We start from the raw sequence: 23833 nt of genomic DNA, 5'->3' as shown, positions 1-23833 counted from the left end.
AGCCTATCGGCTCCGCGAAACCTGGGCGAAACGTCGTCCGGCCGATGAGACGGGGCCCGCGCCGGGGTCGATGTCGCGGGCCCGGTCGCTCATCTGGTCCCAGAACCGGCGCATCCCGGCGACCGGCACCCCGCGCTGCCACGGGGCCTCCCGCCGGAACCGCAGCGCGGCCCACGCCCACGGCTGCCACTTCTTCAGCATGTCCCGCTGGTGCAGGCAGAAGACCTCGCTGAACTCCATGCGCAGGCTCTCCACCTTGGCCGGATACGGGCACATCTTCAGCCGGCAGTCGTCCGTGCAGTTCGAGCCGGGCTGTGTCGCGCGCTCCGCCCCGCGGACCGGGCTCAGCCGGGTGCGGTCCTTGCGGACGCACGACGGCATCTGCGTCGGCTCCCGCGCACACAGGTCCAGGATGCGGAACGCGTCCTTCGGGCGGTGCGCCCGCTCACCCAGCACCATCAGCAGCAGAACGTCCGCGAGCAGCTGCTGCGCCCTCGGGTCCAGGGTGCTCCAGCCGGTGGACGGCGGTATCCACAGGTTGTGGGCGCGCTGCTCGCCCGGCAGCCCCACCTCGGTGCCGATGCAGGACGCCACGGCCGCCTCGTCGATCCACAGGAACCGCTCCGGCCGCCGCGTCTGCAGCGCCCGCACCGCCAGCTTCGCCGTCCCCGCCACCAGCGGATGCTCCGTGCGGCCCCCGTCGCCCAGCGCCAGCCACTCCCGCACCTGCCCCCTCGGATCGGAACCGGGGCCGCGCATCGGCTGGTCGGCGGTGACGTCGTCGGGCAGGCTCCACAGCGTCAGGGCGTGCAGCAGCGTCAGCCGCGTGTACCAGAAGGTGCTCTGCTTCAGCAGCTCCTGCGCCTGCTTGACGAGGAACTCCCGGGCCCGGCGGTTCGCGCCGGGCCCCGGCCGCCGGTTGGCGGCGAACTTGAAGCCCTGGGCCAGCGCCACCCCCAGACCGATGGGGGCGCCGGGCCCGTCCTCGTCGATCGGGGCGCCGACCGCCCCGGTGGCCGCCCGCACCCAGTTGTCGAGGTCGTCACGGGGGCTGGCCTGGCGCCGCGCCATCATCGACGAGTCCACCAGCAGCGGCAGCAGCCAGGCCCGCATGGTGTTGCAGCTCCATCTGCCCTTCTCCGTCAGGGCCTCCTCCTCCGCCGCCCTGCGCTCCTCCCGCTCCCGCCGCTCCGCGAGATCCCACTCGAACGAGCGGTGCCCGTCCACCTCGTCCGGCGACGCGGGCATCCGGCTCACCCGGCACCGGCGCTGCCCGACCTCGACGGAGGAGCACGCCTCGGCGAGCCTGCGGCACAGCGCCTGGTACGCCGGTTCGCCGCCCGCACCGACCTCCTTCACCAGCGCCTCCCGCACCCGTCGGTCCGTCTCCTTGCGGCCGATCCGGAACATCACCTCGTACACCGGGTACGCCGGATGCTCGTCGCCGGGCGCGCGGCTGCGCACGGCGGCCAGACGGCGCACGGCCGTCCCGCACTGCTTCACCAGCGCGAGCTTCGCCTCCCGCAGCCGCGCGGGGTCCTCGTTCCGGCCGAGCCGGTGCCAGTCCCGCTCGATCTCCGTCATGAGGTCCTCCTGGCGGGGCGCGCTCCCGACACTGTCGATCTCCACGGCCGCGCCGTAGCTCTCCAGCGCCCGCAGTCGGGGACTGCCGCGGTCGTCCGGCATCCCCTCGTCGCTCAGCCGCCCGACCGCCTGCCAGGTCTCGGCCGCCTCGCTCAGCAGGTCCTTGGCCTGCGTGGTCAGCAGCATCCGCATCCGGTCGACGGGGCAGTCCCGCCGTCCCGCCCCGGACGGGCCGCACACGCACCGCCCCTTGCGGGAGCGGGAGTACAGGGTGAGCGCGATGAGCAGCTCCCGCCCGCCCTGCCGCAGCGCCCGCGCCACGTGCGCGTCGGGCGAGGGGGCCTCGGCGGTGTGTGGGGGCGGGCCCACCGGGTCCGGGGTCCGGAACATCTCGTCGAGGAACCGGGAGCCGAGATACGCCTGCACGATGCTGTGCTGGAAGCGGACCTTGTCGCCGCTCTCGTGGACCAGCCCCATCCGCGTGCCCCAGGTCGCGGCGATCCTGATGTCGATCCGGGGCCCGACCCACCAGTCGGCGTCGCCCAGCGCCTCCTGGCAGGGATGCTGCCGCACCGTCCAAGGGGCTCCCCGGCGGAGGGCGTACGTCCGCGGGCGCCACCGCAGATCCGCCATCCGCTGGTCCAGGCTGCGGGCGACCCGCCGGTTCCACTCCGTGTTCGGGGCGGCCCGCATCCCGAACCCCCGGCCCCACGACGCGCTGTCCGCCTCCCCGAGGGCCGAGCCCAGTTCCCCGAGGCCCACGTCGGCGCTGTCCGAGGCCAGCCCCACGCACGCGAGCGCCGAGATGTACTCCACCACCGCCAGCCTCGTGTCGTGGTCGATCGGCAGCTCGGGGTGGACCTTCCCGTCGACCAGCGCGTGGATCCACGCCCCCATCAGCTCCGCCCGCAGCCGCCAGCTGTCGTACAGCTGGAGGTCCTGGTCACCACCGCCGTCCCACAGGGGTTCCAGCAGGTCCTGAGCGTGCAGATCCCTGGCGATCTTCAGATAGATGGGGGACTCCGCCATGTCGGCGGCCTCCACGATGCGGTCCAGCACGGTCAGGTCGGCGCGCCAGCTGCCGCTTCCGGCGATGTACCGCAACGCCGCCTCGTTGCTCAGCGGCTCCAACTCCGACACGGCCGCCTGCATCGCGCGCAGCGGGTCGTGCGGGCGCGACGCGATGACGAGCGGCAGCCCCTCCTCGCCGGCCCGGCGGATCGCGTCCCGGATCAGATTGTCCCGGCGGCCGGTCAGGTCGTCCTCGGCGAACGCCTCCTCCAGACCGTCGGCGAGGACCACGATCCGGTCCGCCCGCTGTCTGAGCCACCGCCAGATCCGGTCGACCTCGCCCTCGGACCGCACCTTCGCCCGCACGACCTCCCGGAACCGGACCAGCGCCAACTCGGCGAAGTCCAGCGGCTCGTCGCCCTGCACGTCCCGCAGCCGTACGGGGATGGGCACCGCCCCCACCGCGGCGAGCTTCTGGGCCAGCCGGACCAGCAGCGCGGTCTTGCCGACGCCGACGCCCCCGACGATGACGTGGGGACGGCGGACCTTCTTGTCGTTGAGGTTCTTCATGATGGCGTTGCAGAGCTGGTCCCGTCCGACCACCTCGTCCATCAGACTCCCGGCCGTCTGCACCAGCCGCCCGGGGTCGTGCCGGGCCTGGTTCGTGCAGTAGCGGCGGACCTGCCAGAGGCGCCAGGAGAGGAAGAGGAGCGTGGAGGCGGCGAACAGCAGCAACGGCATCGCGACACCGCTGACGGTGTCGCACGCCGCGGCGTTTCCGTGATCGCACATCCCCTGCGGCCCGAAGCGCTTCACCACCTTCTGCGTGCCGGTGAGGTCCAACACCGCCAGGACCGCCCACACCACGAGCCCCGCCGTCAGCACGGCCACCAGCGCCACCAGCGCCGTCGTGAACGGCGGGTTCCACCACCGCCCGGCACGGGTGACGCCCCGGTGCAGCAGCCAGCGGCAGCGGAGATGCCAGAACACTGAGACGAAGGGGCGTCGGAGATGCGCCCAGAACTCGTGGAGAGGGCCCGCCTGCGGTGGTCCCGTGACGATCTTGACCTTGTGCGGGTGGAGTGCGTATCCCATCGACCACCACTCCGTCGGCTCGGCCGGGATCGGCCGGGGGCCGACGCTTCCGGGCGCGGGATGTCGAGGCGGAGGGATCCCTGCCTTCAGTTCACCAGCAGGGGCCCGACCCCGCCACTCGACGCGGCCCGGGTCACCGGCCGCCGACCGCGGGCGACGGTGAGAACCGCACCGGCAGCTCCACCAGCCCCCGCAGCCAGGGCGAGGGCCGCCGGACGAGGGTCTCCTCCGGTACGGCGAGGTCGAGGTCCGGCAGCCGGTCCAGGACCACCTCGATACCGGTCCGCGCGATGACCTCGGCGATCTCCCGCGCCGGGAACGGGCAGCGGTGCTCGCCGTGCCCGAAGGAGAAGTGCGCGTTGTTGCCGCCGGTGAGCGCGGAGCCGTGGGTGCGCACGCGGGGGTCGGAGTTGGCGCCCTGGAGGCCCAGGACGACGAGATCGCCGGCGCGCAGGGCACGGCCGCCGAGCCGGGTGTCGCGGGAGAGCCAGCGGCCGGCCGCGTTCTGGATGGGGGCGTCCTCCCACAGCACTTCGTTCATGGCCTCCGCGACACTGCTGCGCCCGCCGAACAGGGAGGCCGCGAACCGCTCGTCGGTCAGCATCAGCCGCAGGGAGTTGCCGATCCAGTCGGTGGTCGGCTGGTGTCCCGCGGCCAGCATGACCATCACGTCGTGCGTGACCTCCTCGACGGAGAAGCCGTGGGCGGAGGCGTTCGCCAGCAGACGGGACACCACGTCGTCCGCGGGCCGCTCCCGCCGCTCCGCCACCAGCCGGGTCATCGCCGCCGTCAGCCCCGCCTCGGCGGCCCGCGCCCGGCCCTGCCCGTCGAGGATGTCGGTCAACGCGGCGACCAGATCCGGCCCCTGCTCCTCCGGGAAACCGAAGAGGTACGCCAGCACACGGACCGGCAGCAGCGCCGCGTACTGCGCGACGAGATCGGCGGTGCCCGCCCCGCACACCGCGTCGAGCAGCTCGTCCGCGAACCGCTCGGCGTGGCGGCGCAGCGTGAACGCGTCGACCGCCTCCAGCGCCTCACCGAGCAGCGCGGCCCGCCGCCGGTGCCGTTCGCCGACCGAGCCGAGGATCGACGGCTGCTCCCGGCTGATCACCGGCAACAGGGGCCAGTCGGCGGGGATGTTCGGCCACTGGTTCCACAACCCGGAGTCCCTGCTGAACAGTTCCGGGTCACTCGTCACCTGGTGCAGCTCGCGGTAGCCGAGTACCAGCCACGCCGGTACGTTCCCGTCGAGCAGCACGGGGACGACCTCGCCGTGCTCCTGCCGCAGTTCGCGGTAGAGGACGGAGGGGTTTCCGTGGAAGCGGGCGCCGGTGAGGGCGACGGGGACGCTGCCGGGCCCGGGGCCGGGCGTCCGGCCGTCCCCGCCGTGCTCAGAGGTTGCGAAGTCCAACTAGTACCTGCTCCAGGATGTCCAGATCGATCAGCGTGGCCTTGTGCGGGTGCCGGGCGCTGACCCGGCCCGCGGCGAGGAGGTCGGACAGCAGCACCTTGGTGATGCTCACCGGCAGCCCCAGCCCGGCGGCGATCTCCACGACGGCCGTGGGCCGTTCCGTCAGCCGCAGGATCGCCGTGTGCTCCGACTGCATCCCCGGGACCGGCTGCGACTCGGCGGTGACCAGGGTGACCAGGTCGAAGGGGGTGCCGGGCGCGGACCGGCTGCGTCCTCCGGTGAGGGTGTACAGCCGGTCGGGCAGGTCGTCCCTGCCGGGCCGGCTCATGACGTACGGGGCGCCAGAACCGTAGCCGAAGCAGCCGAGGTGGACGCCGTCGTCGCGGGGGAAGCGGGTGCGGTGGGGGCCGGGGCCGGCGTGGTCGACCGGGTGGGCGCGTTCGGGTCCGCGGGTGCTTCCGGCCGGTGGCGCGGGCGGGCGCTGAGGTGTTCGCCCAGCTGCTCCACCAGTTCGCTCATGGTGTGTCCGACGAGACCCGCGTCGGCCTCCTCGTCCGTGACGACGGCCAGATGCGCGCCCTCGCCCGCCTCCACGATGAACAGGACCCCGCCGTGGAACTCCGCCATCGCCGACCGCACGCCGCCGCTGCCGTCGCCGAACTCCACGGAGGCGCCGTGGGACAGCGACTGCATGCCGGCGGCGATCGCGGCGAGCTGGTCCGCCTGGTCCACGGACAGCTCCGGCGTACGGCACAGCTTCAGCCCGTCCCGCGAGAGCACGAGCGCGTGCCGGGCGCCCGGAGTGCGTTCCAGCAAACCCTCCATGAGCCAGGTGAGCCTGTCGTCGGCGGTGGTGCCGGTGCCGGTCATGGGGTGGGGTCGCCTTCCAGGTCGGGATGCGGATGGGGGTCCGGACGGGGGACGGGTGCGGCGCCGGTGCTGCCGGGGCCCGGGTACGGGGGTGTGGGGGCCACGGGGGCGTGGGACGACGGCGCGTGGACGGAGGGCGTGTTGTCGTCGGCCGGCGCGGGCCGGGCGTCCCGCAGGGGATCCCGGGCCAGCTCCCGCAACGCGTCCAACTGCCACTGGATGTCCCGCACCGACTCGGATTCCGGCCCGCGCTCGGCCTGCCACGGGACCACCTGGCCCGGCTCGGGCTCCTGCGGTGAGGTCCGGGTGGGTTCGGCCTGCCACCGGGTCTCCTGGCCCGGCTCGGGCTCGTGCGGCGGGGTCCGGGCGGGCTGGGCCTGCCACGGGGTGTCCTGGACCGGCTCGGATTCCCGGAGCGGGATCCGGGGGAGTCCCGGCTGCCACGGCTCGTCCCGTACCGGTTCGAACTCCCACCGCGCGCCGCGCACGGGCTCCGGCTCCCAACCGGGATCCGGTACGGGAGCGGTCGGCTCCCACTCGGGCTCCGGCGCCGGGGACGTCTCCCAGGTCGCCCCCCGGGCGACACCCCACTCGGGTTCCCGCGCGGGCTCCAGCGCGAGCGGCGGTACGGCCGCGCCGGGCGGCGGGGTCGGCGCGTCCGGGCCCGGGTCGGCCACCGGCTCGCCCAGGGGCTCGCGCACCGGCTCCCGCAGGGGTTCCGGCAGGAGTTCCCGTACGTACTCCGATCCGTACTCCGACCGGGCCTCCCGTACGGGGCCCGGCAGTCCGTCCCGTACGGGTTCCGGGAGGCTCTCCCCTCCGGGGTCCGGAAGGAATCCCGCTGCCGGTCGCGTGAGCGGCGTGCACGTCGCGATCGGCGCACCGGGCGTTCCCGGCGGTTCCGTGCCGTCCGACCGCTCAAGGCTCCCGCTGTGCTCCGGCCGCCCCGTGTTCTCCCGGTGCTCCGCCCCCTCCGCGGCCCGGTGGAGGCCCGTGGACGGTTCGTCGTCCGTGGACGTGCCCTGGACGAAGGCCTGGTCGAGGCCGCTCGTGCCGCGGACGGCGCGGCGGAAGCTGCTGAAGCGGACGGCGCCGGTGCTGGCGTCCTCGGCGGGCCGGGAGTCGCGGGCCGGCGGGGCGTCGGCGCTCTGGGCGCGCGTGCGGGCCTCGGCCTCGGCGAGGGACCGGCCGCGGCGGCGCCGGGGGAGGCCGCCGGGGCCCGTCGGGGGCTCCTCGGGGCCGGGGGCGGCGCCGTACGGGGACTCGTGGGTCGGCGTCGGTTCGTCGTCCAGGTCGTGCGGTGCGGGCACGGCGGCGTACGGCGTCGACCGCTCGGCGTACGCGGGTGCCCGCTCGTCCGTGGGGGCCGGGGTCTTCGCGGGCGCCCCCGCCGACGGCACCGTACCGGCCAGCACGTCCTGCGGGACCAGCATCAGGACGCCCGTGCCGCCGCGGGCGGAGGGGCGGAAGGAGACCTTGAGGCCGTGCTTGCGGGCGAGGCGGCCGACGACGGCGAGACCGAGGCGGGTGCCGGTGAGGCCGGTGAGCTCGGCGTCCTCGCCGGAGACGGCGCGCTCGGCGCGCCGCAGCTGGACGTCGCTCATGACGAGGCCCGCGTCCTCGACGGAGATGATGACGCCGGCCGGGACCTCCTCGACGTAGACGTGGACCTCGGCGGTCGGCGGCGAGAAGTTCGCCGCGTTGTCGAGGAGTTCGGCGAGCGCGTGCATCACGCCCTCGGCGGCGTGCCCGGCGACGGCGGACTCGCTGGAGGAGTGCAGCCGCACCCGGCGGTAGGCGCCGATGCGCCCCATCGCGCCCCGCAGGATCGACTCCATGGGGATGGGCTTGGCCCAGCGGCGCCCGGAGCGGGCGCCCGCGAGGACGGCGACGGAGTCGGCGAGGCGGCCCGCCTGGGCGGTGCGGTGGTCGAGGTGGAGCAGGTCGGCGAGGACGTCCTCGTCGGCGTGGCGCTCCTCCATGGCGCGCAGGTCGGCGAGGGTGCCGGTGGCGAGGGCCTGCATCCGGCCGGCCACGTTGGCGGTGACGGCGAGGGCGGCCGTGCGCTCGGTCTCGGCCTGCCGGGCGCGGTCGAGGAGACGGGACCTCTCCTCCTCGGCCTTGGTCTCCAGCTGGGCGCGCTCGTCGGCGAGCCGGCCGCGCTCGTGGTCCAGTTCGGCGGTGAGCCGGGTCCGTTCGCGGGCGTAGTCGGCGGCGATCCTTGCGCGGTCCTGGAGGAACTCCTCGGTGAGCCGCGCCCGTTCCTGCCCGAACTCGGCCGTCATCCGGGCCCGTTCCTGGAGGAGCATCCCGGTCTCACGGGACACGGCGTCGAGGCGGTGCCGCAGCGACCGGGCCGACTGCCGGGCGTGGACGGCGACCGCCACGGCGAGCGTCAGCAGCAGGGCGGCGCCGCCCGCGCCACCCGCCACCGGGACCCGTAAGGACGCGGGTGCCAGCGCGACCGAACCGCCGGCCGCGGCGGCGGCGAGCACTGCGGTGACCAGGGGCAGGGGCAGGACTGAGCGGAGCGCTGGGCGGTCGCCCGGAGGGCGTGGGGGGCTGGGCGCGGTCATGGTCTGCTGTCCTCGGTCGGTTCTGGACTCGGTAACTCAGTCGGTTCCTGGTCTCGGTAACACGGTCGGTTCCTGTGCGAGAAGCGACACCTGGTGCTCAATTGGGCGTCACTATATGAGAGTTCGTGACGGGGGTCGGGCGGTTTCCGGTTAGCTCCCCAGAATCCGGCCATCGCCCCGGTACCGGCCCGCCGTCACCGCGTGGTCACTGTCAGTGGTGGGATGCATGCTGGGGGGATGGAAGGTCCAGGGGAGACGCGAGCAGGGGCAGGGTCCGGGCCCGCGGCGGAGCGGCCGGCGGCCGGGGCGCGGTCGACGGCTGAGCGGCACTCGACCAGGTCGGCGACGGCGGCGGGGCGGCGCTCGGCGCGGTCGGACGCGACGGCCGGGCTGCGGGCGGCGCTGACGGCGGCCGTGCGGGGCGAGGTCGCGTTCGACACGACCGCGCGGGCGCTGATGACCATGGACGCGTCGAACTACCGTCGGGTGCCGCTCGGCGTGGTCGCGCCCCGGGACGCGGACGACGTGGCGGCCGTCCTCGCGGTGTGCCGGGAGCACGGCGTGCCGGTGGTGGCGCGCGGCGGCGGCACGTCGATCGCCGGCCAGGCCACGGGCACGGGCGTCGTCCTGGACTTCACCCGCCATATGAACCGGCTGCTCGCCCTGGACCCCGAGGCGCGCACGGCCGTCGTCCAGCCGGGCCTGGTCCTGGACCGCCTCCAGGAGGCCGCCGCCCCGCACGGCCTCCGCTTCGGCCCCGACCCCTCCACCCACAGCCGCTGCACCCTCGGCGGCATGATCGGCAACAACTCCTGCGGCTCCCACTCGGTGGCCTGGGGCACCACCGCCGACAGCGTGCGCGAGCTGTCGGTCCTCGACGGCAGGGGCGGGGCCCGCCGCCTCGGGCAGCGCTGGTCGGGCGCCCCGGAGGGCCTGCGGACCCTGGTGGAGGGGGAGTTGGCGCTGCTGCGCACCGGCTTCCCCGACCTGCCCCGCCGTATCTCCGGGTACGCCCTCGACACCCTGCTCCCCGAGCGGGGCGCCGATGTGGCCCGCGCCTTCTGCGGCTCCGAGGGCACCCTCGGCGTCCTCACGGAGGCGGTCGTACGCCTCGTCGAGGCACCCCGCGCGCGTGCCCTCACCGTCCTCGGGTACGCCGACGAGAGCGCGGCGGCCGAGGCGGCCCCCGCGCTCCTGCCGCACGGCCCGCTGACTGTGGAGGGCATGGCGGCGGACCTCGTGCCCCCGGGCACGTCCGGGCTGCCGGCGGGCGGGGCGTGGCTGTTCGTGGAGACCGGCGGGGACACGGCCGCCGAGGCGCGGGCGCACGCCGAGGCGATCGTGCGCGCGGCGGACGCGGCCGACGCGCTGGTGGTCACCGACCCCGCCGCCCGGCGCGCCCTGTGGCGGGTCCGCGAGGACGCCGGCGGGACCGCGACGAGGATGCCCGACGGCAGCGAGGCCTGGCCCGGCTGGGAGGACTGCGCGGTTCCGCCCGCCCGACTCGGCGCGTACCTCCGGGACTTCCGCGGCCTCCTCCGCGCCCACGACCTGCGCGGCACCCCCTACGGCCACTTCGGCGACGGCTGCATCCATGTCCGTATCGACTTCGACCTCCTCACCGGGCCGGGCGTCGCCCGCTTCCGCCGCTTCTCCGAGGACCTCGCCGACCTGGTCGTCTCCCACGGTGGTTCCCTCTCCGGGGAACACGGCGACGGCCAGGCGCGGGCCGAACTGCTGCCGAGGATGTACGGTCCCGACCTGATCGCGCTGTTCGAGCGCGCCAAGGCCCTCTGGGACCCCGACGACCTCCTGAACCCCGGCATGCTCGTCCGCCCGGCCCTCCTCGACACCAACCTGCGCTTCGCGCCGCTGCCCCGCGACCCGGTCCCGGTGGTGTTCGGATACCCGGAGGACGGCGGCGACTTCTCGGCGGCCGTACGACGCTGCGTCGGCGTCGCCAAATGCCGTACGACGGAGGCGGCTGCGGGCTCCGGCGCGGTCATGTGCCCCTCCTTCCGCGCGACCGGCGAGGAGGAGCACTCGACGCGCGGCCGGGCCCGCCTGCTGCACGAGATGCTCGCCGGTGAGGTCGTCACCGACGGCTGGCGCTCGCCCGAGGTACGGGACGCACTGGACCTCTGCCTGTCCTGCAAGGGCTGCCGTTCGGACTGCCCCGTCGGCGTCGACATGGCCACGTACAAGGCGGAGTTCCTCCACCACCACTACGCGGGCCGCCGCCGCCCCGCCGCCCACTACACGATGGGCCGTCTGCCGGTATGGCTCCACCTGATCGCCCGAACCCGCACGGCCGGCCTCGTCAACCTCCTCGCCGGGGTGCGCCCCTTGGCCGGCCTGGCGAAACGGCTGGCAGGGATCGCTGGGGAGCGGGACCTGCCGAGGCTGGCGCCGGTGCCGTTCTCACGGTGGTACGGGGGGCGGGGCGGGGAGGGGGACGGGACGGACGAGGGTGTCGAGTGGGATGAGGGGGGCGAGCCGGGCGAGGGTGTCGAGTGGGTCGAGTGGGTCGAGTGGGACCGCCCGGAGGGGCGGCCACCGCGGTGGGGGCCGAGACGGGTCCTCCGCCCGCCGGTCCCCGAGGAACCGGCGGCGGGCACCCTCGACGGGGCCGGGCTCGGAGCGGCTGATGAGGCCGGGCTCCGGGCGGGTGACGAGGCCGGGCTCCGGGCTGGCGCCGAGGATGGTGAGCGTGGCGGGGACGGCGACGCGTACGGGGTGCCGCCGGCCACCGTGCTGCTGTGGACCGACACCTTCACCGAGTACCTCTCCCCGTCCGTGGGGCGGGCCGCGTTGCGCGTGCTGGAGGCGGCCGGGGTGCAGGTGATCGTGCCGCCGACGCTCCGGACGAGGCGGAAACCGGCCTGGCTGAAGCGGAGAAAGGCGGGCCGGGAGGCCGACCTCACCCGAGGGTCACTCGCCCGCACCCGGTTCACGTCGCGGCAGGGCAGGCTCTGCTGCGGCCTCACGTACATCTCCACGGGCCAGCTCGACCAGGCCCGAGCGGTGCTGCGCCGCACGCTGGATTTGCTGGACCCGTTCCTTGCCCCCTCTTCCCCCTCCCCGGAGGCGTCGTTGGAGGAGGACCCCGACCTCGGCCCGGCCGGTCTGCCCCTCGTCGTCCTCGAACCGAGCTGCGCGGCGGCCCTCCGCTCGGACCTCCCCGAGCTGCTCCACGACGACCCGCGGGCCGCCAGAGTGGCCGCCTCCGTCGTCACGTTCGCCGAGGCCCTGGAGCGGTACGCCCCCGGCTGGACGCCGCCCGCGCTCGACCGCCCGGTGGTCGGCCAGACCCACTGCCACCAGCACGCGGTACTGGGCGACGCCCCCGACCGCCGCCTCCGCGCGGCCGCCGGCCTCACCGGCGACCTCAGCGGCGGTTGCTGCGGACTGGCCGGCGACTTCGGCTTCGAGAAGGGCCACTACGAGGTGTCCGTCGCCTGCGCCGAGGAGCAACTCCTCCCGGCGGTGAGGGCGGCGACGGAGGACACGCTGATCCTGGCGGACGGCTTCTCCTGCCGGACGCAGCTGGAGCAACTGGCGGGGCGGCGGGGTTCGCACCTGGCGGAGGTGCTGGCGGAAGGGCTGGACCGGGCGAAGAGGGGAGAGGGATGAGGGGGAGAGGGGAGCGGGATGAGGGGGAGAGGGATGAGGGGAGAGGGATGAGGGGGAGAGGGATGAGGGGAGAGGGATGAGGGGAGCGGGATGACGTCACCGGAACTGGACCGCGTGGCCGTGCTGTCGGACATCCACGGCGTGCTCCCCGCCCTGGAGGCCGTGCTGGCGGAGCCGGAGGTGCGTACGGCGGACCGGATCGTCCTCACCGGTGACATCACGGCGGGTCCGCAACCGGCCGAGGTGCTGGACCTGTTGCGCGGGGAGGGCGACCGGGTGGTGTGGATCGGGGGGAACGCGGACCGCGAACTGGTCGAGTACCGCCGGGGCGACCGCGCCACCATCCCCGACCCGATCGGCCCGTACGCGGCGGAGGCGCTCAGCGACGAGCAGATCGAGTTCCTCGCGTCCCTGCCGAGGACGCGAATTCTGGCCGTCCGGGGCCTCGGGCCCACCCTCTTCTGCCATGCGACGCCCCGCGACGACGAGGAGGTGGTGCTGGTCGATTCCCGCCCCGCCCGCTGGACGGAGGTCCTCGCGCACGTGTCCGCCGAGGTCCGCGCGATCGTCTGCGGCCACACGCACATGCCCTACACCCGCCTCGCCGAGGGCCGCCTGATCGTCAACCCGGGCAGCGTCGGCATGCCGTACGGCCGCCCCGGCGCGCACTGGGCGCTGCTGGGCCCCGGCGTCGACCTCCGCACGACCTCGTTCGACATCCCCGCGGCTGTCGCCCGCCTCACCACCGAGTGCGGCTACGAGGACATCGCGGCGTGGGCCGACCACTACCTCAACGCCCGGACGACGGACGCCGAGGCCTTGGCGGTGTTCGGCCCGAAGGACGGCAGAGGCGGCGCGTGAGCGGGGGCGCGTGCGGCGGGGCTCCGTCAGACTTCAGCCCAGGTCCGTGACGTCCCTGAGCCCGGTGGCGCGTCCCTCCGCGTCCCACTCGACCTCCTGGATGCCCACCACGGCGTCCCGGTTGAGCGGGCCGAAGACATGAGGGAACAGGACGTCGTCGCCGACACCGGGCGGCGGGGCGGGTGCCGCCGCCTCGAACTCCACGCGGGCGTCGAGCCGTTCCTCGTCGAGCATGAGCACGTGCAACGGCCTGGGAGCGTCCCGGTAGAACGCGTTGACGACCGCGACGGTCGTCGCCTCGTCGGGCGAACAGTGCACGAACCCGTCCTCGGCGAGCGAGGCGGGAGCGTAGGGCTGATCGGGCCGGGCGTTCCAGGCCTCGGGGGACACGACGTGGTGGATCATGGGCCGGTTATACAGCACACCCGGCAGGGCCCGACGCCCGACGCCCGACCCCGACGGCGGCCGTGGCGGGCCGGTCCCCACCTTGATCGCTCACCGACCACCGCCCTAGGCTCCCGTGCCCATGGGGAACGGGGTGCCGGACGCAGGCGGTCGGCCGGGGGTACGCCGAGCGGCGGGCCGGGGACGCGTGATTGCCGTCGTCCTGATCGGAACGGCGGTGTCCGTCGCGCTCGGCGCGCTGCTGGTCCTCCTGCCGGGCGTGGTCGTCGACCACGATCTCGCCGGGGCGAGCGTGGACGCGCGGGACCGGCTGAAGGCCGTGAGCGATGTCCGTACGACCCTGCTCCAGGCGATCGGCGGACTCGTGGTGCTCTTCGGCGCGTACGCGACCTGGCGTCAACTGCGGGTGAGCCAGGACGGGTTGCGTGCGACCCAGGAGGGTTACGTCACCGACCGGTTCAGCCGGGCGATCGACCAGCTCGGCAGCGACAAGACGGACGTGCGCATCGGCGGGCTGCACGCGCTGTGGCGGATAGCGGAGCACTCGGCGAGGGACCGCGAGGCGATCCTGTCCATCCTGGCCGCGTATCTGCGTACGCATCTGCCGTGGCCGCCCGCGGATGGGGAGGCGGTACCGGGGGCACCAGGGGCGGGGGCGCACATCAACGACGTGGCGCCCCTGGAGGTCCGGATGGCTGATGCCCAAGTGGCCCTGACGGGACTGGGAGTGCTGCTGCTGCACCCCAGGGAGCAGTCGTGGCTCAACCTCGGCGTCACCGACCTGCGGCGGGCCGACTGCGACGGACTGTGGCTGCCCGAGGTCAACCTCGACCGGTCCTGCATGGAGGGCGCTGGGCTCTACCACGCGAACCTCACCCAGTCCTCCCTGGTCTCCGTGAACCTGCGGCACGCGGACCTCACGACGGCGATCGTGCGCAGGGCGCGTCTCGTGGGGGCCGACCTGCGGGGCGCGAAGCTGGTCGAGACCGACCTGCGGGACGCCGACTTCACCGAGGCCGACCTCCGCGAGGCGAACCTCCGCAAGGCCGACGCGTCCGGTGCCGTCCTCCGTCGCGCCGACCTCCGCCTGGCCGACCTGCGAGGCGCCGACCTCGGCGCCGCCGACCTCCACGAGGCCCGGCTGACCGGCGCCCTCACCAGCGAACACACCCGCTGGCCTCCCGGCTTCGACCCCGCCACCGCCGGCGTCGTCCCCACGGAGGACCCGGGGCCCGAGCCCCCGCCCCTCCTCCAGCCGCCGGGCATCACCCACCGGTACCCACCCCTGCGCTCACTTCCGTGACCGGCTGACCCGGCAGGCCGGGGCTGTCGTAGCGGTTCGATGGCTGACGTGTGAATCACCTTGGCGGGCGTTGCCTGGCTGTACGACCAGTACCTCCCGGTGTACTTCACGCCGTCCGGCGCGGACGCGGGAGCGGGCGCGGGCGCCGCGGAGGGCGCCCGCGCCTCGGTCCAGGCACCCTCGTCCAGCCCCGGCACTCAGGTCGAGGTGCCGCCCGTTCCCTCGACGAAGTCCCTGATCGCCTCGGCGAGGCGTTCCGGCTGGTCCTCCGGTACGAGCGTGGAGGAGTCCTCGATCTCGATCAGCCGGCCCTTCGGGTACAGCGCGGCCAGCCGGGGGCCGTGCTCGCGCGGCATCAGGCGGTCCTCCGTGGCCCAGACGACGAGGACCGGGCGGTCGAAGTCCCGCAGCTCCTCGCTCCACTCCAGCAGGACGGCCCGGCCGGGCGCCGACGTGGCGAACTTGGCGAAGTCCCGCCGGATGGCCCTGCTGCGGGTCGCGGGGGCGAACCACTCGGCGAGGATCTCGTCCGGGATGCCGCGCAGGCTCATCCCGCCGTATCCGCGGGGGTTGTCCCGGAACGCGGGGACCCGCATGAGGCGGGTCAGCAGCCGGACGCCGCCTGGGATCTTGCAGACCCTGGCCAGGGCCTTGGCTGGGCCGGGCGGGAAGTTGTCGAACGCCTCGCAGGCGACCAGCACCAGCCGCCCGACTCTGTGGCCCCGCGCCTCCGTCACCAGGAACTGGCCGCCGCCCCAGTCGTTGAGGACGAGCGTCACGTCGTCCAGGCCGAGCCGCTCCATGAACTCGCCCAGCAGCCGTGCGACGCCGCGGTGGGACAGGTCGGCGTCCGGTCTCATCGGCCGACGGTGACCGCCGAGGGGCAGCGTGGGCAGGACGCAACGGCAGCCGTCCAGGAGCGGGACGACCTTGCGCCACTGTGTCCCGGTCATCGGCAGGCCATGGCCGAACACGAGCACGGGCCCGTCCCCGCCGGTGTCCTGATAGTCGATCGTCCCGGCCGACAGCTCGACCTCCGGCACCACGCCACCCCCGTCCGACGACTCGCCCTCACCGGGACCGGCGGGGCCATGTCCAACCTACGGCCGCTTCGGCCCTCGGCCGCAAAATCATGTGAGAGACACCCGCAGTGGTGCCTACCCTCCGGGAATGGATCTCCGCGAAGAACTTCCGAGCGACATACAGACCGTGCGGGGCGTTCACCTGGGCGCGTTCGGTGACCATGGCCCGGCCGTGGCCGACCTGGTCGACACCCTGCGGGACACCCTCACGGCCGACGACGGCCTGTCGCTGGTCGCCGAGCACGACGGCCAGGTCGTCGGGCATGTCATGTTCACCCGGGGCCCCCTCGACGCTCCTCGGCGGCTGGTCGACGTGCACGTCCTCAGCCCGCTGGCCGTGGCGCCGCCGTTCCAGGGGCAGGGGATCGGCTCGGCGCTGGTCCGGCAGGGGCTGAGCATCCTCGCCGAACGGGCGGTTCCTCTGGTCTGGCTGGAGGGCGATCCCGGCTACTACGCGCGCTTCGGCTTCGCACCCGGTGGCGGCTTGGGCTTCCGCAGACCGTCCCTGCGCATCCCGGACGGCGCCTTCCAGGTCCTCAGGCTCCCGGCGTACGAGCCGTGGATGACGGGGACGCTGGTCTACATGGAGCCGTTCTGGCGGCACGACGCCGTCGGCCTGCGCGACCCCGACGCGTGATCCCGACGTAAGACACCGGCACGTGATCCTCACGTAAGAGTGATCACGCGAGGGTCCGCGCAGTACGTGCGTCCGGCGCGGATCTCAGCCCGCCCCCGGCCCGCAGCCGACGCGGATCTCACCCCGCCCCCGCCCCCGCAGCCACCCCCTCCGCCTTCCTCCGCCCCACCTGCGTCCGTACCGCCCCCATGCTCGCGCCGATCACCAGCGCGATCGCGAGGGACTCCGCCGCGGACAGGGTCTGGTCGAGGACGAGGAAGCCGGCGGCTGCCGCGAGCGCGGGCTCCAGGCTCATGAGGACGGCGAACGTGGAGGAGGGCAGGCGGCGCAGCGCGAGCAGTTCCAGGGTGTAGGGGAGGACGGAGGACAGGACGGCGACGGCGGCGCCGAGTGCCAGGGTCGTCGGAGCGAGGAGCCGGGCCCCCGACTCCACCACCCCGAGCGGCAGGAACAGCACCGCCGCGACGACCATGGCCAGTGCCAGCCCGTCGGCCTGCGGGAACCGTCGGCCCGTACGGGCACTGAAGACGATGTACGCCGCCCACATCGCACCGGCGGACAGCGCGAACGCCACACCGACCGGGTCGAGGTCACCGAAGCCGCCGCCCCCGCCGCCGAGGAGGAAGACGCCGCACAGGGCGAGTCCGGCCCACACGAGGTTCACCGCGCGGCGGGACGCGACGACGGACAGGGTCAGCGGGCCCAGCACCTCCAGGGTGACGGCGGGCCCCAGGGGGATCCGGGCGAGGGACTGGTAGAAGAGGCCGTTCATCGCGGCCATGGTGATGCCGAAGGCCACGACGGTGCCCCAGTCGGCGCGCGAGTGCCCGCGCAGCCGGGGCCGGCACACCACGAGCAGCACGAGCGCGGCCACCGCCAGCCGCAGCGTCACCACGCCGAGCGCCCCCGCCCGAGGCATCAGGCTCACCGCCAGCGCCCCACCGAACTGCACCGACACCCCGCCGGCCAGCACCAGCCCGACGGGCCCGAGCGCACCGAGGCCCCGGGCCCGGGTGGAGTGGGCGGAATGGGCGGAAGCAGGGGAGGGGGTGGTGGGGGAGGAGCTGGGAGACGGGGCGGTCGACACCGGAGGGGTGGGTGCGGGCCGATCAGCACGGGGAGGTGTCACGGGAGCCGTCCAGGAGCGGGAGAGTAGGCGGTGCGTTCAATGTGTATGACTGCACAGTCCAAGCTAGTGGACTAAGACAGGGGTGTAAATCCTTTTGAGGCTTACGCATCCCCTGGGTACCCCGTCTTCGCGTGGCTAAAAATGCAAGCACGCTTGCTTGTTTATGGTCGCCCTGTCATCCTCCCCCCATGGCCGACCCGACGCCCGTCATCGACGACCTCCGTGCCGAGAGCGACGAACTCGACGCCCTCGTCGCCGAGTTGCCCGTGGAGCGGTGGGCGCTCGCGACCCCCGCGCCACGCTGGACGATCGCCCACCAGATCGCCCATCTCGCCTGGACCGACCGTGCCGCGCTGCTCGCCGTCACCGATCAGAAGGCCTTCGCCCACGAGGTGGAGAACGCGCTGACGCAGCCCGGCGACTTCGTGGACAACGGCGCCGAGGAGGGCGTGGACAAACCGCCGGACCGGCTCCTCGCGGACTGGCGGGCGGGGCGCGCGGCTCTGGAGGACGCGCTGCGGGCCGCCCCCGACGGCGCGCGGTATCCCTGGTTCGGGCCGCCCATGTCGACCGCGTCGATGGCGAGCGCGCGGCTGATGGAGACCTGGGCCCACGGCCAGGACGTCGCCGACACCCTCGGCGTGACCCGTGTCCCCACCGACCGGCTCCGCCATGTCGCCCGGCTCGGCGTCCGCACCCGCGACTTCTCCTTCGGGGTGCACTCCCTGACCCCGCCCTTCGAGGAGTTCCGCGTCGAACTCACCGCCCCCTCCGGCGCGTTGTGGGCGTACGGCCCCGAGGACGCCACCGAGCGGGTCACCGGCCCCGCGCTCGACTTCTGTCTCCTGGTCACCCAGCGAGCCCACCGCGCCGACCTCGCCCTGCGCGCCGAGGGCGCCGACGCCGACCGCTGGCTGGACATCGCCCAGGCCTTCGCGGGCCCACCGGGGCCGGGCCGCGAGCCGGGGGAGGCGGCGCGATGACCGTGCTGCGCGTCGGCAACGCCTCCGGGTTCTACGGCGACCGCTTCGACGCGCTGCGCGAGATGCTCACCGGCGGCGACCTCGACGTCCTCACCGGCGACTACCTCGCCGAGCTGACCATGCTCATCCTCGGCCGCGACCGGCTGAAGGACCCCACCGCCGGGTACGCGCGGACGTTCCTGCGCCAGCTGGAGGAGTGCCTGGGCCTCGCCCACGAGCGCGGCGTCCGCATCGTCACCAACGCCGGTGGCCTCAACCCCGCCGGACTCGCCGACGCCGTACGGGCGCTCGCCGACCGGCTCGGCCTCCCCGTGCGGGTCGCGCACGTCGAGGGCGACGACCTCACCGCCCGGCACCCCGGCAGCCTCGCCGCGCACGCCTACCTCGGCGGCTTCGGCATCGCGGCCTGTCTGCGGGAGGGCGCGGACGTCGTCGTCACCGGCCGGGTCACCGACGCCGCGCTGGTCACCGGACCGGCCGCCGCCCACTTCGGCTGGGGACCGGAGGAGTACGACCGTCTCGCGGGCGCCGTCGTCGCCGGGCACGTGCTGGAGTGCGGGACGCAGGCCACCGGCGGCAACTACGCCTTCTTCGCCGGCGGCGACATCCGCCGCCCCGGCTTCCCACTCGCCGAACTCCACGAGGACGGCAGCAGCGTCATCACCAAACACCCCGGCACCGGCGGCTTCGTCGACACCGGCACCGTCACCGCCCAACTGCTGTACGAGACGGCCGGCGCCCGCTACGCCGGTCCCGACGTCACCGCCCGCCTCGACACCGTACGGCTCACCCAGGACGGCCCCGACCGGGTCCGTGTCCAGGGCGTACGCGGCGAGGCGCCGCCGCCCACCCTCAAGGTCGGGCTCAACCGGCTCGGCGGCTTCCGCAACGAGGTCGTCTTCGTCCTGACCGGCCTCGACATCGAGGCGAAGGCCGCCGTCGTGAAGGCTCAGATGACGGACGCCCTCGCCAAGTCGCCGCCCCAGGAGGTGCGTTGGGAGCTGGCGAGGACCGACCGTCCCGACGCCCCCACCGAGGAGACCGCCAGCGCGCTGCTCCGCCTCGTCGTACGGGACCCGGACCCGGAGGCCGTCGGCCGTGCCCTCAGCGGCGCCGCCATCGAACTGGCCCTCGCCAGCTACCCCGGCTTCCACGTGCTGCAACCGCCGGGGAAGGGCGCCCCCTACGGGGTCTTCGACGCCGAGTACGTCGACCAGGGGGCCGTCGAGCACACCGCCGTCCTCCACGACGGCCGCCGGATCCCCGTACCCCCGCCGCACGACACCCTCGTACCGTGCCCCGTCGACGAACCGCCCCTGCCGGAGCCGCTGCCGGCCGGGCTCCCGACCCGGCGCGCGCCCCTCGGGCTGGTCGCCGGCGCCCGCAGCGGCGACAAGGGCGGCAACGCCAACATCGGGTTGTGGGCCCGCGGCGACGACGCCTGGCGGTGGCTCGCGCACACCCTCACCACCGACCGGCTGCGCGCCCTCCTCCCGGAGACCGCCGACCTGCCCGTCACCCGCCACACGCTGCCCGGGCTGCGCGCCCTGAACTTCGTCGTCGAGGGCATCCTCGGCGCGGGCGTCGCCTCCCAGCACCGCTTCGACCCGCAGGCCAAGGCCCTCGGCGAATGGCTCCGCGCCCGCCACCTGGACATCCCGGAGGTACTCCTGTGACCGCCCGCCGCCCCGCCCCGCCGGAGGTCCACCCCGCTACGCCGGACCCGACGTCACCGCCCGCCCCGCCGGAGCCCACCGCCCCGCCGGAGAGCCGCCCCGCCCCGCCGGAGGCGCACCGATGACTGTTCTCACCTCCGCCCTCGACCCGAGCGGCCCCGACCACACCGCGAACCGCGAGGCGATGCTCGCCAAGCTCGCCGAACTCGACGCCGAGCATGCCAAGGCCCTCGCGGGCGGCGGCGAGAAGTACGTCGCGCGGCACCGGGGGCGCGGCAAACTCCTCGCCCGCGAACGCGTCGAACTGCTCCTCGACCCGGACACGCCGTTCCTGGAGCTGTCCCCGCTGGCCGCCTGGGGCAGCGACTACGCGGTGGGCGCCTCCCTCGTCACCGGTATCGGTGTCGTCGAGGGCGTGGAGTGCCTGATCACCGCCAACGACCCGACCGTACGCGGCGGCGCCTCCAACCCCTGGTCCCTGAGGAAGGCCCTGCGCGCCAACGACATCGCCCTGGCCAACCGGCTGCCCTGCATCAGCCTCGTCGAGTCCGGCGGCGCCGACCTGCCCTCCCAGAAGGAGATCTTCATCCCGGGCGGCGCGATCTTCCGCGACCTCACCCGGCTGTCCGCCGCCGGCATCCCCACCGTCGCCGTCGTCTTCGGCAACTCCACCGCCGGCGGCGCCTACGTCCCCGGCATGTCCGACCACGTGATCATGGTCAAGGAGCGGGCGAAGGTGTTCCTCGGCGGTCCGCCGCTGGTGAAGATGGCCACCGGCGAGGAGAGCGACGACGAGTCCCTCGGCGGTGCCGAGATGCACGCGCGCGTGTCGGGCCTCGCCGACCAGTTCGCCGTCGACGAGCACGACGCCCTGCGCCAGGCCCGCCGCGTCGTCGCCCGCCTCAACCACCGCAAGGCCCACCCCGACCCCGGACCCGCCGAGCCCCCGAAGTACGACGCGGAGGAGCTGCTGGGGATCGTCCCGGCCGACCCGAAGGTGCCCTTCGACCCCCGCGAGGTCATCGCCCGCATCGTCGACGCCTCCGACTTCGACGAGTTCAAGCCCCTCTACGGCCCCAGCCTCACCACCGGCTGGGCCACCCTGCACGGCTATCCCGTCGGCATCCTCGCCAACGCCCAAGGGGTCCTGTTCAGCGCGGAGTCGCAGAAGGCCGCCCAGTTCATCCAGCTCGCCAACCAGCGCGACATCCCGCTGCTGTTCCTCCACAACACCACCGGCTACATGGTCGGCAAGGAGTACGAGCAGGGCGGCATCATCAAGCACGGCGCGATGATGATCAACGCGGTCAGCAACTCGAAGGTCCCGCATCTGTCGCTCCTGCTGGGTGCCTCCTACGGCGCCGGCCACTACGGCATGTGCGGCCGCGCCTACGACCCCCGCTTCCTCTTCGCCTGGCCCAGCGCCAAGTCCGCCGTCATGGGCCCGCAGCAGCTCGCGGGTGTCCTGTCGATCGTCGCCCGCCAGTCGGCCGCCGCCAAGGGGCACCCGTACGACGAGGACGCCGACGCCGCCCTGCGCGCCATGGTGGAGCAGCAGATCGAGTCCGAGTCGCTGCCCATGTTCCTGTCGGGGCGGCTGTACGACGACGGCGTCATCGACCCGCGCGACACCCGCACCGTCCTCGGCCTGTGCCTGTCGGCCATCCACACCGCTCCCTACGAGGGCGCCCGCGGCGGCTTCGGCGTCTTCCGGATGTGAGGGACCACATGATCACTTCAGTGCTCGTCGCCAACCGGGGCGAGATCGCCTGCCGGATCTTCCGCACCTGCCGTGAGCTGGGCATCCGCACCGTCGCCGTGCACTCCGACGCCGACGCCACCGCCCTGCACACACGCGTCGCCGACCAGGCCGTACGCCTTCCGGGCGCGGCCCCCGCCGACACGTATCTGCGCGGCGACCTCGTGGTGAAGGCCGCCCTCGCCGCCGGCGCCGACGCCGTCCACCCCGGCTACGGCTTCCTCTCCGAGAACGCCGACTTCGCCCGCGCCGTCCTCGACGCCGGCCTCACCTGGGTCGGCCCGCCCCCCGAGGCGATCGAGGCCATGGCGTCGAAGACCCGCGCCAAACAGCTCATGGGACTCGCCCCCCTCACCGAGGTCACCGAGGCCGACCTCCCGGTCCTGGTGAAGGCCGCCGCGGGCGGCGGCGGCCGCGGCATGCGCGTCGTCCGCCGCCTCGACGACCTCGACGCCGCCCTGGAGGCCGCCCGCGCCGAGGCCACGAGCGCCTTCGGCGACGGCGAGGTGTTCGTCGAGCCGTACGTCGAGGACGGCCGCCACGTCGAGGTGCAGATCCTCGCCGACACCCACGGCACCGTCTGGGCCCTCGGCACCCGCGACTGCTCGCTGCAACGCCGCCACCAGAAGGTCATCGAGGAGGCCCCCGCCCCAGGCCTCCCGGCGCACCTCGAAGCCGAACTGCGCACCCTCGCCGTACGCGCCGCGCACGCCGTCTCCTACGCCGGGGCCGGCACCGTCGAGTTCCTCGTCGCCGACGGCCGCGCCCACTTCCTGGAGATGAACACCCGCCTCCAGGTAGAACACCCGGTGACGGAGGCCGTGTTCGGCCTCGACCTGGTCGCCGAACAGCTCCGCGTCGCCGAGGGCACCGCCCTGCCGCCCGAACCCCCGGCTCCGCACGGCCACGCCGTCGAGGCCCGCCTCTACGCCGAGGACCCCGCCACCGGCTGGACCCCGCAGACCGGCACCCTGCACCGCCTGACCGTCCCGGTCGACGTCCGCCTCGACACCGGCTACACCGACGGTGACGAGATCGGCGTCCACTACGACCCGATGATCGCCAAGGTCGTCGCCCACGCCCCCACCCGCGCCGAGGCCGTCCGCAAGCTGGCCGGCGCCCTGGACCGCGCCACCATCCACGGCCCCACCACCAACCGGGCCCTGCTGATCCGCTCCCTGCGCCACGACGAGTTCACGACGGCCCGCATGACCACGACCTTCTACGACCGCCACCTGCCCCACCTCACCGCCCCCGCCCCCGATCCGCACGCGCCCCTGGCCGCCGCCCTCGCCGACGCGCGCGCCCACGGCGACCCCCGCTTCGGCGGCTGGCGCAACCTGCCCTCCCGGCCCCACACCAGACGCTACGAACTGGCGGGCGAGGAGCACGAGGTGACGTACCGCCACACCAGGTCGGGCCTGACGGCCGACGGCGTGACGGTCGTCCACGCCGACCCCGACCGGGTCGTCCTCGAAGCGGACGGCATCCGCAGGACGTACGAGGTGACGCGCTACGGCGACACCCGCTACGTCAACACCACCGGGTTGAGGGCCCTGCCCCGCTTCCCCGACCCCACCACCACCCGGACCGCCGGCTCACTCCTGGCCCCCATGCCCGGCACGGTCGTCCGCCTCGCGGAGGCCCTGAGCCAGGGCACCACCGTGGAAGCGGGCCAACCCCTCCTCTGGCTGGAGGCAATGAAGATGGAACACAAGATCACCGCACCGGCACCGGGAACCCTGACGGCCCTGCACGTGGTGGTCGGACAACAGGTGGAGCCCGGCATGTTGCTGGCGGTGGTGCAGCCGACGTAAG

Annotated in this window: 14 protein-coding genes and 2 pseudogenes; 8 read left to right on the top strand and 8 right to left on the bottom strand. The window is 74.2% G+C overall.

The features are described 5' to 3' along the window. Positions 1-3: 3 nt before the first annotated feature. From ACZ4Z3_RS33750 to ACZ4Z3_RS33730, 5 genes and pseudogenes are all read right to left on the bottom strand, one after another. Positions 4-3690: an NACHT domain-containing protein gene (locus ACZ4Z3_RS33750; protein WP_468504601.1), complete on the bottom strand. Its 3687-nt coding sequence runs from the start codon at positions 3688-3690 to the stop codon at positions 4-6. A gap of 133 nt (positions 3691-3823) precedes the next feature. Next, entirely contained in the window at positions 3824-5101 is a 1278-nt protein-coding gene (locus ACZ4Z3_RS33745; protein WP_468504600.1) for a cytochrome P450, read from the bottom strand. Beyond that, positions 5082-5429, bottom strand: a complete 348-nt coding sequence (locus ACZ4Z3_RS33740) for a DUF742 domain-containing protein (protein WP_055541466.1) — start codon at positions 5427-5429, stop codon at positions 5082-5084. The genes ACZ4Z3_RS33745 and ACZ4Z3_RS33740 overlap by 20 nt, the downstream gene beginning before the upstream one ends. Before the next feature lie 140 nt (positions 5430-5569). Further along, a pseudogene (locus ACZ4Z3_RS33735) lies at positions 5570-5971 on the bottom strand (roadblock/LC7 domain-containing protein); the annotation flags it as partial. 1369 nt (positions 5972-7340) lie between these two features. Continuing rightward, positions 7341-8547 (bottom strand): annotated as a pseudogene (locus tag ACZ4Z3_RS33730) (sensor histidine kinase); the annotation flags it as partial. Between the two features lie 462 nt (positions 8548-9009). Here ACZ4Z3_RS33730 and ACZ4Z3_RS33725 point away from each other — a divergent pair. Together ACZ4Z3_RS33725 and ACZ4Z3_RS33720 are read left to right on the top strand one after the other, a co-directional pair. After that, positions 9010-12180 (top strand): FAD-binding and (Fe-S)-binding domain-containing protein, encoded by a 3171-nt coding sequence (locus tag ACZ4Z3_RS33725; RefSeq protein ID WP_468504650.1) that lies wholly within the window; start codon positions 9010-9012, stop codon positions 12178-12180. Between the two features lie 90 nt (positions 12181-12270). Beyond that, positions 12271-13041: a metallophosphoesterase family protein gene (locus tag ACZ4Z3_RS33720; RefSeq protein WP_468504599.1), complete on the top strand. Its 771-nt coding sequence runs from the start codon at positions 12271-12273 to the stop codon at positions 13039-13041. Positions 13042-13074: 33 nt separating this feature from the next. Here the strand turns inward: ACZ4Z3_RS33720 and ACZ4Z3_RS33715 are convergent, their stop codons facing one another. Beyond that, positions 13075-13446, bottom strand: coding sequence for a DUF952 domain-containing protein (locus tag ACZ4Z3_RS33715; RefSeq protein ID WP_468504598.1), 372 nt, complete (start codon positions 13444-13446; stop codon positions 13075-13077). Positions 13447-13633: 187 nt separating this feature from the next. Here ACZ4Z3_RS33715 and ACZ4Z3_RS33710 point away from each other — a divergent pair, with 187 nt between their 5' ends. Next, positions 13634-14749, top strand: a complete 1116-nt coding sequence (locus ACZ4Z3_RS33710; protein ID WP_468504597.1) for a pentapeptide repeat-containing protein — start codon at positions 13634-13636, stop codon at positions 14747-14749. A 197-nt stretch (positions 14750-14946) separates the two neighbouring features. On the opposite strand, the gene ACZ4Z3_RS33705 is transcribed toward ACZ4Z3_RS33710, so the two are convergent. Further along, positions 14947-15792, bottom strand: coding sequence for an alpha/beta fold hydrolase (locus tag ACZ4Z3_RS33705; RefSeq protein ID WP_468504596.1), 846 nt, complete (start codon positions 15790-15792; stop codon positions 14947-14949). 127 nt (positions 15793-15919) lie between these two features. Between ACZ4Z3_RS33705 and ACZ4Z3_RS33700 the strand changes: the two genes are divergently transcribed. Then, positions 15920-16468 (top strand): GNAT family N-acetyltransferase, encoded by a 549-nt coding sequence (locus ACZ4Z3_RS33700; protein ID WP_468504595.1) that lies wholly within the window; start codon positions 15920-15922, stop codon positions 16466-16468. A gap of 118 nt (positions 16469-16586) precedes the next feature. Here ACZ4Z3_RS33700 and ACZ4Z3_RS33695 read toward each other — a convergent pair whose 3' ends face one another. Continuing rightward, a complete protein-coding gene (locus tag ACZ4Z3_RS33695; RefSeq protein WP_468504594.1) occupies positions 16587-17555 on the bottom strand; it encodes an EamA family transporter in 969 nt (322 codons plus the stop codon). 230 nt (positions 17556-17785) lie between these two features. Here ACZ4Z3_RS33695 and ACZ4Z3_RS33690 point away from each other — a divergent pair, with 230 nt between their 5' ends. The 4 genes from ACZ4Z3_RS33690 (at position 17786) to ACZ4Z3_RS33675 (ending at position 23832) form a co-directional block, all read left to right on the top strand. After that, positions 17786-18580, top strand: a complete 795-nt coding sequence (locus tag ACZ4Z3_RS33690; RefSeq protein WP_468504593.1) for a TIGR03084 family metal-binding protein — start codon at positions 17786-17788, stop codon at positions 18578-18580. Continuing rightward, entirely contained in the window at positions 18577-20256 is a 1680-nt protein-coding gene (locus ACZ4Z3_RS33685; protein WP_468504592.1) for an acyclic terpene utilization AtuA family protein, read from the top strand. Before ACZ4Z3_RS33690 ends, ACZ4Z3_RS33685 begins: the two co-directional genes overlap by 4 nt. Before the next feature lie 121 nt (positions 20257-20377). Then, positions 20378-21976, top strand: a complete 1599-nt coding sequence (locus ACZ4Z3_RS33680) for an acyl-CoA carboxylase subunit beta (RefSeq protein WP_468504591.1) — start codon at positions 20378-20380, stop codon at positions 21974-21976. 8 nt (positions 21977-21984) lie between these two features. Then, positions 21985-23832, top strand: a complete 1848-nt coding sequence (locus ACZ4Z3_RS33675) for an acetyl/propionyl/methylcrotonyl-CoA carboxylase subunit alpha (protein WP_468504590.1) — start codon at positions 21985-21987, stop codon at positions 23830-23832. Position 23833: the final 1 nt, after the last annotated feature.

This window comes from Streptomyces sp. NPDC030296 (assembly GCF_055572815.1).
This window is presented reverse-complemented; position numbering and strand designations above follow the sequence as displayed.

Excerpts from the sequence above, each read along its gene's own strand:
- ACZ4Z3_RS33725 (WP_468504650.1), top strand. The coding sequence starts at position 9,010 with ATGGACGCGTCGAACTACCGTCGGGTGCCGCTCGGCGTGGTCGCGCCC.
- ACZ4Z3_RS33720 (WP_468504599.1), top strand. The coding sequence starts at position 12,271 with ATGACGTCACCGGAACTGGACCGCGTGGCCGTGCTGTCGGACATCCAC.
- ACZ4Z3_RS33675 (WP_468504590.1), top strand. The coding sequence starts at position 21,985 with ATGATCACTTCAGTGCTCGTCGCCAACCGGGGCGAGATCGCCTGCCGG.
- ACZ4Z3_RS33715 (WP_468504598.1), bottom strand. The coding sequence starts at position 13,446 with ATGATCCACCACGTCGTGTCCCCCGAGGCCTGGAACGCCCGGCCCGAT.
- ACZ4Z3_RS33700 (WP_468504595.1), top strand. The coding sequence starts at position 15,920 with ATGGATCTCCGCGAAGAACTTCCGAGCGACATACAGACCGTGCGGGGC.
- ACZ4Z3_RS33740 (WP_055541466.1), bottom strand. The coding sequence starts at position 5,429 with ATGAGCCGGCCCGGCAGGGACGACCTGCCCGACCGGCTGTACACCCTC.
- ACZ4Z3_RS33685 (WP_468504592.1), top strand. The coding sequence starts at position 18,577 with ATGACCGTGCTGCGCGTCGGCAACGCCTCCGGGTTCTACGGCGACCGC.
- ACZ4Z3_RS33750 (WP_468504601.1), bottom strand. The coding sequence starts at position 3,690 with ATGGGATACGCACTCCACCCGCACAAGGTCAAGATCGTCACGGGACCA.
- ACZ4Z3_RS33690 (WP_468504593.1), top strand. The coding sequence starts at position 17,786 with ATGGCCGACCCGACGCCCGTCATCGACGACCTCCGTGCCGAGAGCGAC.
- ACZ4Z3_RS33680 (WP_468504591.1), top strand. The coding sequence starts at position 20,378 with ATGACTGTTCTCACCTCCGCCCTCGACCCGAGCGGCCCCGACCACACC.